The organism is Pseudarthrobacter sp. B907, from assembly GCF_040137805.1.
Lineage (GTDB): Bacteria > Actinomycetota > Actinomycetes > Actinomycetales > Micrococcaceae > Arthrobacter.
Genome location: NZ_JBEEQE010000020.1, coordinates 70,945 through 81,372, shown reverse-complemented (window position 1 = coordinate 81,372; position 10,428 = coordinate 70,945). Strand labels below are relative to the sequence as shown.

The following is a 10,428-nucleotide window of genomic DNA, read 5'->3' as shown; positions in this document are numbered from 1 at the left end:
AAGCTGGATTAACGACCCCAAGAAACGAACCCACGAACTAGCGGGTCTGTCTCAAGGAGGTTGACAAGTTCCGGAGCCGGGTAGCCTTCGTCCGATCCCGTAGCGCTTATCCGTTTCCGCAGCGCATTTCCAATTCGCAGCACACGTGGCCACCGCCTGGCCCCGACGCCGGCCCGGCCACCACGGCACACCCTGCCACGTTTCCGCACCGATTCCGGACCGACGCACCCCGGAGCCGGGAAGCCCTCGTCCGATCCCGTAGCGCAACTCCGCTTCCGCAGCCCCGCGGCGGCCGACGGCCAGCCCGACGACACCGGCCCGTTCCCGTCGGCGATGTCACGTGGCGCAGAGTGTTGGGCCTGCGCCCGCCGGGTTAGGCCGGTTTGTCGGGGTCGCGGTGGACGGGGCTGGTTGGAAGTCTGCGCTGCGTGACGCCGGGGCCCGGTCGCGTCCTCCGCCGCCACTCCCCTACATACTCCGAATACACAAAAGACCCCGTCCGGGAGGACGGGGGTCTTTTGTGTGTCTGGGTGGAATCCGGTGTTAGAGCTTGCCGAATTCTTCCTTGACGGGCTTGTAGGTGTTGTCATCCTGGAACTCGTAGATGCCAATGTAGGCCTCCGTCGGGTCCCCGGCGTCGGAGAACGTTACGGGGCCGGACTGGCCGTCGTAGTCGATGTCCTTGCCGTTGCGGAGCAGGGTGACGCAGGAAGCGAAGTTGTTGCACTTCTCGCCGCCTTCGGAGACCGCCTTGAGCTGCTTGGCGATGTCCACGCCCTTGGTGCTCTTGGCCGCTTCGGCGGCCAGTGCGATCAGGTTCACGGCGTCGTAGGACTCGCCTGCGTAGCTGTAATCCTTGAGCGCGGGATCAATCGCGAGGAGCTTCTTCTTGAAGTCATCCTTGGCGAAGGTACCCGGGATGGTGCCCTGGGCGCCCTTGAGGGTGCCGGGCTTGAAGTCCTTGCTGTAGTCGGACATGTTGCCGTCCACCATGAAGATCTGGGTGGGCTTGATGCCCTTGCCCGTCATCAGCGGCACGATGCTCTTGGCCTGGTCGAAGGTGATCAGGGCGATGGCATCGGGCTTGGCCGCGAGGACCTTGTCCACCTGGCTGGAGAACTGTGAGTCGCCTTCGTTGAAGAGTTCCTGCGCCACAACCTTGCCGCCGGCTGCTTCAACCGCCGCCTGCACGTTCTTGGCCAGGCCGGTGCCGTATGCGTCATTCAGTACGATCATGCCGACGGTCTGGGCGCCACAGGTGGTCATGTAGTTGCCGAGGACCTTGCCCTGCAGGACGTCCGAGGGGGCGGTGCGCCAGTAGAGGCCCTTGTCGTCCCAGGCGGTGAAGTCCGGCGAGGTGTTGGCGGGCGAGAACTGAATCACGCCGGCGCCGGTGATCTGGTTGATCACGGTCTTGGAGACGCCCGAGGAGGCGGCACCGATGATGGCGCTGACGCCCTGGCCCAGGAGCGCAGACGTGGATTGGGTGGCGATGTCCGTCTTGGTATCGCCCGAGTCGCGGTGGATCACCTCGACGGGCTTGCCCAGGACGCCGCCGGCGTCGTTGATCTCCTTGATGCCAAGGTTGACACCCGCGATTTCGGGCGGGCCGAGGAAGGCGAGGGAGCCGGTGGTCGGCAGCAGGGAGCCGAGCTTGAGCGGGGTCTCGGTGGTGGTCGAGGAAGGGGGCACGGCGCCGCCGGCGCCAGCCGCGGTGGTGGCCCCGCCGGTTGCACTCGGGGCCGGGCATGCGATGCCTGCTGCCTGGGCTGTAGCAGAACCGGTTGACGACGGTGTGGACGAACCGCCACAAGCCGTAGCCAGAAGGGCGACGCCGAGGCTAAGCGCTGTGAGCTTAGCGATGCGCGGCGCCACCTGGGGGAGTGAAGTCATAGAAAATCTCCTCGATCGAAAGGTGCGAACGGCCTTTGACGCGAAAGATCAGGTGTTCCTGATTTAGATTCAAGCTAGTGCAATTTCCGCGCGAAGATAAGTGACTACGGTCACATCCTTATAACACTCGTTGCCTAGGGGGAATCAGGCCAATGAGCGGGGCCCGCAGGCCGCCTCAGGACGGCCCCTAGGCCGACGCCGCCTACCGCCACCGCCACGGGCTCCACGGCCTTCCCCACGGACCCCACGGCCGCGCACGACGCCCCCGCAAACAGCGAAAAACGCCCCCGCACCGGTCATTGCGACTCACGGTGCGGGGGCGTCTTTTGGTGTTCCCCTGCCGTTGGGGGGATATGGAGGAACTGCACAAACATATGTTGCGAAAATGCGCAAGTCAAAAGCGCCCGGTGAAGCGGGACTGCTGATCTTGTGCCCCAGGTGGGACTCGAACCCACAACACGCGGATTTTAAGTCCGCTGCCTCTGCCAATTGGGCTACTGGGGCGCCCGGTCAATGGTATCCCGGCGCAGGGCTGCTAGGAGGCCGCAGGCGGGCCGTTGAAGGGCTCGGCGTAGCGGAACGCTCCGCTGACGCCGCCGGGCCAGAGGGCCAGCGGCAGCAGCTGGAAGTGCTCGCCCCAGGCAGAGTCCGGGGGCTGCACGCCGAGGGAGGTGGAGGGCACAAAGCCGAACCGTGCATAGTACTCCGGGCTGCCCAGCAGGGCGATGCCCCGCTCCCCCGCCGCGTTTGCCCGGTCGATGGTCTCCTTCATCAGCGCCGATCCGATTCCGTGGCGCTGGAGCCGCGGGGCCACCCCGATCGGGCCGAGCCCCAGCAGTTCCAGCTCCCCCGCCCGGCCCCGGGTGCTGATCACATGGCCTACGATCTCGCCGTCGAGCTCCGCCACGATGCTGAACTCGGGCAGGTACTCCCGGCATTCGAAGAGCCGCCTCAGCAGGTCCACCTCCCCCGGTTCCCCTTCGACCGGCAGACCCGTGACGGGCGAGATGGCGAACGCCGCCGCGGTGAGGGCCAGGATGGCCTGCCGGTCCTCCGGCTCCTCGGTGCGGAGCAGGAGGGTGGGCGCTGACTGCTGGCCGCCGCCGTTCGCGGTGCGGCTGGCCGCGGAGAGCTCGTGCAGGACCTCAAGCGCGCGTTCGGCGTCGGCCACGGGAACCAGCAGGTGGTCATGGTGGAAGCCGGCGAGGACGTTGCAGCTGATCTTGGCTTCCGTCAGGGCCGCGCTGACGGCGGCGGTCAGCCCCAGGGCCTCGAGCGAGGAATGCACCTGCAGGGTGATCCAGGCGGCCACGAAGTCGTACTGCAGGCCCAGGGCATCGGCGTCCTCGTGCGGCAGGACCACCGTCAGGCCCTCGGCTTCGCGCACGGCGGCCGCAATGTGGCCGGCCAGCGGTTTGCCGTGCTGCCAGAGGGCGTAGACATACTCGCCCTCGCGGATTACCGGCTTCATGGTCGCGAGCAGCGTGTGCAGGTCCTTCTCGGCAGGAGTCATGGGCCAAGTCTAGGCGGGGCTCCCCGGCCGCCGGCCAAATCCGGCCCCGCACCAACGGCAGCGGCACCAACGACGACGGCGGCCGTCCCCCGGAAGGGAACGGCCGCCGTCGTCGGGCTGCTGGCGACTACTTGGAGTCGGCCACAACAGTCTCCTTGGCAGGTGCCTCGGCAGGCTTGTCGGCCGCCGGAGCCGTCGGCGCGGCGGCGGGCTTCGGAGCCGGCGTCGCCGCTGACACGAAAGCGCCGCGCGGGTTGTCCAGGTCCATCAGCTGGGTGGTGTCACGACCCATAAAGAAGGCGAGGATCCAGCCAAAGATCACGCGGACCTTGCGCTCCACGGTCGGCATGGCCAGGCCGTGGTAGCCGCGGTGCGCCAGCCAGGCCAGCGGGCCCTTGAGCCCGATCCGGCCGATGAGGTTGATGTTGGCGACACCCTTCCATTCGCCGAAGCCGGCGACTGCGCCCAGGTTCTTGTGCTTGTAGTCCTTGAGCTCCTTCTCCCAGCGGGAGGCCCAGAGGTTCTTGGCCAGGCGCTTGGCCTGGCGCAGCGCGTGCTGGGCGTTCGGGACGCAGGTGCCGTCGGGCAGGCCGCTGCCGGTGAGGTCCGGCACGGCGGCGATGTCGCCGGCGGCCCAGGCGTTCTCGATGATGCCTTCGTCGCCGGAAATACGGAGGTCGGGGAGGACGCGGACGCGGCCGCGGGGCTCGAGCGGGAAGTCGGTGGAGCGGACCATCGGGTTGGCCTGCACGCCGGCAGTCCAGACGAGGGTGTCCGATTCGAATTCCTGCGCGGGCGTCTTGTCCGGGAGGTTGATGAGCTTCAGCGAGCCCTCGGCGTTGTCCAGCGAGGTGTTCAGCAGCACCTCGATGCCGCGGCTGCGCAGGTGCTCGACAACCCATTCGGCCTGCTTGGCGGTGACCTCGGGCATGATCCGGCCCATGGCCTCGACCAGGACGAAGCGGACTTCCTCCTGCTTGACGCGCGGGTTGTTCTTAACCGCGGCGCGGGCCAGGTCCTCCATTTCGGTGATGCATTCGATGCCGGCGAAGCCGCCGCCGACGACGACGAAGGTCAGGGCGCGGGCGCGTTCGACCGGGTCGGTCATGAGCGAACCGGTTTCGATGCGCTCCAGGACACCGTTGCGCAGGGCAACGGCTTCCTCGATGGTCTTCAGGCCGATGCCCTTCTCCGCGAGACCCTTGATCGGGAACGTGCGGGTGATCGCACCGGCGGCCAGCACGACGTCGAAGTAGGGAATCTCGAAGTTCTCGCCGCCGTCGGCCGGTGCCACCACGGCCGTGCGGTTGGCGTGGTCGATCGAGGTGACGCGGCCCTGGATCAGCTCGGTCTGTTTGAGGTGCTGGCGGTGCGAGACGACGGCGTGGCGTGCCTCGATGTTGCCGCCGGCCACCTCCGGGAGGAAGGGCTGGTAGGTCATGTAGGGCAGCGGATCGACGACGGTGACGATGCCACCGGCGTTCGCGATCTTCTTCTGCAGTTTGAGGGCTACGTACAGGCCGACGTACCCGCCGCCGACGACGAGTACCCTGGGACGGTCCTGGAGCTGAGGGGTGGATGCCATGCGTCCAGAATACCGTAGTTTGTGAAAAACTTCACTAACTCGCCGGGGTGCCGGAATCCACGGAATCCAGCGCGCTCGTTTCCGGCCCGGCGGGCCTGTCCGCCGGGCTGCGGACAGCCCTCCGGAGCTGGATGGCGGCCGCGGCGATGATGCAGACAAAGAGCCCGCCGAAGCCGAGCACCACCATCGCCGGGACGGCACTGTCGGCAGGCGACGGAGCCTGCGCGGCCGGAACGGTCGCCTCGGGAAGCGTCGGCGCCGCGCTGGAGGGGCTGGGCTGCGCAGCGGGCCCGGAACTCACCGGATTGCCCCTGCGGTGGACGCGGATCCAGTCCGAGATCGACCCCAGCGGGTTGACCGCGCTCTCCGGGACATCGGCCTTCAGGGCAGCCTCGGCGTTGAGTACGCCGAAGCCGTAAAGCGGGTCCTTGCCCGGCAGTCCTGCGTCCTTCGCCGTGCTGACGATCCGGTTGATGACCTGGCTCGCCGGCATGTCCGGCCACTTGGACCGGATCAGGGCCGCGACCCCGGCCACAACCGGGGTGGCGCCCGAGGTTCCCGCCCACTCGGCGTAGCCTCCGCCGGGCATACCGCCAACGAGGTTCTCGGCCGGGGCGGCGACGCCGATGCTGATGCCCTGGGAAGACGAGTCGATGCTGGCGACGCCCTTGCGGTCCAGGCCGGCCACCGTCAGCACACCCGGGATCGTGGCCGGGGCCCCCACCTGGATGTTTCCGCCCACGCGGTTTCCGGCGGCGGCGACGATCACCACATCCTTCTGCTCGGCGTAGAGGAACGCCGCATCCCAGCTTTGCGGCCATTCCGGGGCGGTGCTGCCGAGCGAGATGTTGATGACGCGCGCGCCGTTGTCCACGGCCCAGCGGACCGCCGCGGGAATCTGGTCCTGGTCGCTCTTGCCGCCCGGGTTGGCCGATCCCAGCCAGGTGGACACGGAAAGGATCTGCGCTTCGGGGGCCACACCCACGATCCCGTCGGGGCCAACGCCCGTGCCGGGCGTTGGACTGGGGCTGGCGCTGGCGGCCGCAGGCTGGTGGCCCCGGCCGGCCAGCATCGTGGCGACGAGCGTGCCGTGCTCGGGCTTGGCCCCGATGCTCTTCTGGCCGTCGGCGGCCCCCGCGCCGGAGACGTCCACTCCCCCGGCCAGCACGCCCTTGAGGTCCGGGTGCTTGCCGTCGATGCCGCTGTCGATCACGGCGACTTTGACGTTGGCGCCCTTGGAGACTTCCCAGGCCTTGGTGATGCCGGATTCGGCCAGCCAGTATTCCTTATCCCGGGTGGCATCGGCGTGGGCCGCCGGGGCACCCGACAGCGCTCCCGCGGTGCTGCCGCCGGCAAGGACCAGGGCCATTAACGCGGAGGCGGTCCGGCGGTGCCGGGCTGTTGCTCTGGTCATTCGAGTCCAATCGGCGGTCTGTCCGGGCGCAAAAGCTGGCTGATGCTCACGGCAGGATGCTAAGGGCGATCCCGTCAAGAATATCGTGTTCGCTGCTGACGGCCGACGTGATCCGGCCGTCGGTGGCGTCCGCCATCCGTTCCAGCACCCGGCGCCAGACGAGGCCGCCGGCGCCGATGACGTCCACGCGTCCGGGATGCATGTACGGCAGGGCCGCGCGGTCCTCCCGTGCCATTTCCAGCAGTGACGTGCACGCCTCCCGGGCGGTGGCCAGGTCCAGTTCCGTGCCGTGGATGGCCGCCGGGGAGTACTCGGCCAGCTTCAGCGCGTGGGCGGTGATGGTGGTGACCGATCCCGCCACGCCGATCACCGCGGTGGCGCGCTCCAGCGGGACCGTCAGCGCCGCGTGGCTGATGGCGGCGTCGACGTCGGCTTCCGCGGCGGCGATCTGCGCGGCGGTGGGCGGGTCGCCGACCAAGTGGCGTTCGGTCATCCGGACGCAGCCGACGTCGACCGATTTGGCGGCGATAACGCCGTCGGCGTCGCCGAGCACGAATTCGGTGCTGCCGCCGCCGAGGTCCACGACGAGGACCGGGTCCTTGCCGCGCGAGGGCAGGACGCTGCTGGCACCGGCGAACGAGAGGGCGGCCTCCTCGTCGCCGCTGATCACTTCGGGTTCGACGCCGAGCAGCTCGCGGACGCCGTCGGTGAAGACCTGCCGGTTGCGGGCGTCCCGGGTGGCGGAGGTGGCCACGAAGCGGATCTTCGTGGCGCCGTGGCGGCGGATCAGCTCGGCATAGTCGCGGGTCGCCTCGAGGGTGCGTTCCAGCGCCTCCTGGGCGAATTCGCCGGTGGCGTCGACGCCCTGGCCGAGCCGGACCACGCGCATTTCCCGCACGACGTCGGTGAGCCGGGGGGTGGTGCCGCCGGCGTCCGCCGCGTCGGCGATCAGCAGGCGGATGGAGTTGGTGCCGCAGTCGATCGCGGCCACGCGGGTCACTGGCCGGCTCCGGCGCCTGCGTCGGCGGCTGCGCCGGCGTCTGGGTCCGCGTCGGTGGACTCCGCGCGGGCCTTGCGGACCGGGGCGGGCCGGCCGACGATGTCCGGAAGTCCCTGTGGGCCGTGGCGGCTCAGGTCCTGGGAGGGGGCCTCTCCCCCGGTGTCCCAGGCGCCGTCGCAGTAGCAGCGCTCCCGTGTCCACCACTGGCTGATGTCGGCGATGGCCTCGTCGCCGAGCGGGTTGACGCCGGGCCCGGCCGCGAGGGAGTGCCCCACCAGGACGTGCAGGCACTTGACGCGGGTGGGCATGCCGCCGGCGGAGACCCCGTCGATCTCGGGCACGGAGCCGATGCCGGACCGGGCCCCGATGTCGGCGCGGGACTGCAGGTAGGCCTCGTGCGCGGCACGGTAGCCCGCCGCCAGGGCGGGATCGGCGCCGAGCCGGTCGTTCATTTCGTTCATCAGCCCGGCAGCTTCCAGCCGTGACACGGCGGAGGTGATGACCGGGTGGGTGAGGTAGAACGTGGTGGGGAACGGCGTGCCGTTGCTGAGCCGCGGCGAGGTGGCCGCCACGAGCGGGTTGCCGCAGACGCAGCGGGCGGGGATTTCGACGACGTCGCGCACCGGCCGGCCGAGCTGGCGGCTGAGGACGTCCAGGTCGCGGGCCGATGGCCGGCGCGGCTGTCCTGCGATCTCGGACGCCGCGGCCGGGGCCGTTTCGGCGGGGTCCCCTGCCCGGGGGGTGTCCACTCGGTTCTCGTCCACTGGCGCGGCACCTTCCTGCCCTGTTGGGATCACCGGCCTGCGGTAATCGGCGGCGGGCGCCGCTCCTAGTCTGTTGCCGAACGCCTGATGGACTCCCAGAGGGAATCCACCCACGGCAGGTTGGCGGGGTCTGTGGCTGTGCCTGGCGCGGTACCGGCACCGGACGTTCCGGCAGGAAGATCGCTGCCGAAAACCCAGTAGCCGGTTTCGCCGGGCATAACCATGTTAATGCGGTCGCGGGCCTGCTGCTTCACGTAGTTGGGGTCCTGCCAGCGCGAGACCTGGCGCTTGAGGTCTGTCTGCTTCGCCTGTTTGGCCGAGATGTCGGCTTCGAGTTCCGCGATTTCGGCGCGCTTTTCGAGGAAGATCTTGACCGACGGCGCCAGCAGGATGGTGATCGCGATCATCACCAGGCCCAGGGCCAGCATGCGGCCGGAGAAGGCCTTGGCCGGGACCGGATCGGAGTCTTCCGCTGCGGCGGAGTCCGCGGACCGGTCCGCCGCGGTGGCCGTGGCCGCACGGCCCGCGGCGGCCCTGGCCGCACCGGCCGCCGCCCCGGCGGGGGCGCGGCCGCCGCCGTCGGATGCACTGTTTGGCTGGGATTTGGGGTGGGGACGGGCAGCGGCGCCGGGTGCGGAGCCCTGCCGTGTCCCGCCGAAATCGGCCCGGATGACGTCGGCGCCGTCGGTTTCCGCCCGGCCGGCGGGCTGGGACGCCGGAGCCGCAGCGGCGGCCCGGGGAACCTTGGGACGGCGGGTTGCCATGTCACTCCTCCAAACAGGCCACAAAACAGGGCCAGAAACCGGCCAGGAAAGGACCGGCCAAAACAGAACCGGCGGCCATGGTCATTCCACCATAGCCACCGGTTCCGGGATTTAGCGGGTACTAGCCTTTGAAACGCGGGAACGCGCTCCGGCCGGCGTAGCGTGCGGCGTCGTCGAGTTCCTCTTCGATGCGCAGCAGCTGGTTGTACTTGGCGACGCGCTCCGAGCGGGCCGGGGCGCCGGTCTTGATCTGGCCGGCGTTGGTGGCCACCGAGATGTCGGCGATGGTGGTGTCCTCGGTTTCGCCGGAGCGGTGCGAGGTGATGGTCGTGTAACCCGCGCGCTGGGCGAGGGACACGGCGTCGAGCGTCTCGGTCAGCGAACCGATCTGGTTCACCTTTACCAGCAGCGAGTTGGCGGTCTGCGAATCGATGCCGGTCTGCAGGCGCTCCGGGTTCGTCACGAACAGGTCATCGCCCACGATCTGGACCTTGTCGCCGATCGTGTCCGTGAGGGTCTTCCAGCCCTCCCAGTCGTTCTCGTCCAGCGGGTCTTCGATCGAGACCAGCGGGTAGTCGGCCACCAGTTCGGCGTAGTAGGCGCTCATCTCGGCGGAGCTGAGGGTCTTGCCTTCGAACTGGTAGGCGCCGTCCTTGAAGAACTCGGAGGACGCGACGTCCAGGGCCAGGGCGATGTCCTTGCCGGGGGTGTAGCCGGCGTTCTTGATGGCTTCCTGGATCAGGTCCAGGGCCGCGCGGTTGGACGGCAGGTTCGGGGCGAAGCCGCCCTCGTCGCCCAGGCCGGTGGCCAGGCCCTTGGACTGCAGCACGGCCTTGAGCGCGTGATAGACCTCAACGCCCCAGCGCAGGCCCTCGGAGAACGTCTCGGCGCCGAGCGGGACCACCATGAATTCCTGGATGTCGACGTCGGAGTCGGCGTGCGATCCGCCGTTGAGGATGTTCATCAGCGGCACCGGCAGGACGTGCGCGTTCGGGCCGCCCAGGTACTTGTACAGCGGCAGGTCGGCGGAGGCGGCGGCTGCGTTGGCGACGGCGAGCGAGACGCCGAGGATCGCGTTGGCGCCAAGCTTGCTCTTGTTGGCGGTGCCGTCCAGGTCGATCATCGACTGGTCGATGCTGCGCTGGTCGGTAGCGTCGAAGCCGATCAGCGCGGGGGCGATCTGGTCGATGACGGCGTCGACGGCCTTCTGGACGCCCTTGCCGAGGTAACGGCCCTTGTCTCCGTCGCGGAGCTCTACGGCCTCGTGTTCGCCGGTGGAGGCGCCGGAGGGGACTGCTGCGCGGCCGATCTGGCCGTCGGAGAGCAGGACTTCAACTTCTACGGTGGGGTTGCCGCGGGAATCGAGGATCTCGCGGGCGTGGATGGCATCGATAAGCGCCATGAATATGCTCCTTTGGGTGAAGCGATCTGCTGGGAATCTGACTGCTGGGAATCTAGCGGTGGATCAAGCCGAAAACCGACGTCCTCGTCGCCT

The 10,428-nt window shown here is 68.9% G+C and carries 8 protein-coding genes and 1 tRNA gene; all 9 read right to left on the bottom strand.

From position 1 onward, the window contains the following. Positions 1–543 precede the first annotated feature (543 nt). The 9 genes from ABLI39_RS15605 to eno all read right to left on the bottom strand — a co-directional run bounded on the left by ABLI39_RS15605 (position 544) and on the right by eno (position 10,335). The gene (locus ABLI39_RS15605; protein WP_349414371.1) at positions 544–1,893 is read right to left on the bottom strand and encodes an ABC transporter substrate-binding protein; all 1,350 of its coding nucleotides are present in this window, start codon (positions 1,891–1,893) and stop codon (positions 544–546) included. 430 nt (positions 1,894–2,323) lie between these two features. Continuing rightward, a tRNA-Leu gene (locus tag ABLI39_RS15600) sits at positions 2,324–2,397 on the bottom strand. A gap of 31 nt (positions 2,398–2,428) precedes the next feature. After that, positions 2,429–3,406 (bottom strand): N-acetyltransferase, encoded by a 978-nt coding sequence (locus tag ABLI39_RS15595; RefSeq protein WP_349414370.1) that lies wholly within the window; start codon positions 3,404–3,406, stop codon positions 2,429–2,431. Positions 3,407–3,533: 127 nt separating this feature from the next. After that, positions 3,534–4,991, bottom strand: a complete 1,458-nt coding sequence (locus ABLI39_RS15590) for an NAD(P)/FAD-dependent oxidoreductase (RefSeq protein WP_349414369.1) — start codon at positions 4,989–4,991, stop codon at positions 3,534–3,536. A 34-nt stretch (positions 4,992–5,025) separates the two neighbouring features. After that, positions 5,026–6,405: a S8 family serine peptidase gene (locus tag ABLI39_RS15585; protein WP_349414368.1), complete on the bottom strand. Its 1,380-nt coding sequence runs from the start codon at positions 6,403–6,405 to the stop codon at positions 5,026–5,028. Positions 6,406–6,451: 46 nt separating this feature from the next. Continuing rightward, positions 6,452–7,405: a Ppx/GppA phosphatase family protein gene (locus tag ABLI39_RS15580; RefSeq protein WP_349414367.1), complete on the bottom strand. Its 954-nt coding sequence runs from the start codon at positions 7,403–7,405 to the stop codon at positions 6,452–6,454. Then, a complete protein-coding gene (locus tag ABLI39_RS15575; protein ID WP_349414376.1) occupies positions 7,402–8,097 on the bottom strand; it encodes a DUF501 domain-containing protein in 696 nt (231 codons plus the stop codon). The genes ABLI39_RS15580 and ABLI39_RS15575 overlap by 4 nt, the downstream gene beginning before the upstream one ends. A gap of 137 nt (positions 8,098–8,234) precedes the next feature. Continuing rightward, entirely contained in the window at positions 8,235–8,933 is a 699-nt protein-coding gene (locus ABLI39_RS15570; protein WP_349414366.1) for an FtsB family cell division protein, read from the bottom strand. Positions 8,934–9,054: 121 nt separating this feature from the next. Next, positions 9,055–10,335: a phosphopyruvate hydratase gene (eno, locus tag ABLI39_RS15565; protein WP_349414365.1), complete on the bottom strand. Its 1,281-nt coding sequence runs from the start codon at positions 10,333–10,335 to the stop codon at positions 9,055–9,057. Between the last annotated feature and the right edge of the window lie 93 nt (positions 10,336–10,428).

Coding starts and splice junctions, on each gene's coding strand:
- ABLI39_RS15605 (WP_349414371.1), bottom strand. CDS start 1,893: ATGACTTCACTCCCCCAGGTGGCGCCGCGCATCGCTAAGCTCACAGCG.
- ABLI39_RS15595 (WP_349414370.1), bottom strand. CDS start 3,406: ATGACTCCTGCCGAGAAGGACCTGCACACGCTGCTCGCGACCATGAAG.
- ABLI39_RS15590 (WP_349414369.1), bottom strand. CDS start 4,991: ATGGCATCCACCCCTCAGCTCCAGGACCGTCCCAGGGTACTCGTCGTC.
- ABLI39_RS15585 (WP_349414368.1), bottom strand. CDS start 6,405: ATGACCAGAGCAACAGCCCGGCACCGCCGGACCGCCTCCGCGTTAATG.
- ABLI39_RS15570 (WP_349414366.1), bottom strand. CDS start 8,933: ATGGCAACCCGCCGTCCCAAGGTTCCCCGGGCCGCCGCTGCGGCTCCG.
- eno (WP_349414365.1), bottom strand. CDS start 10,335: ATGGCGCTTATCGATGCCATCCACGCCCGCGAGATCCTCGATTCCCGC.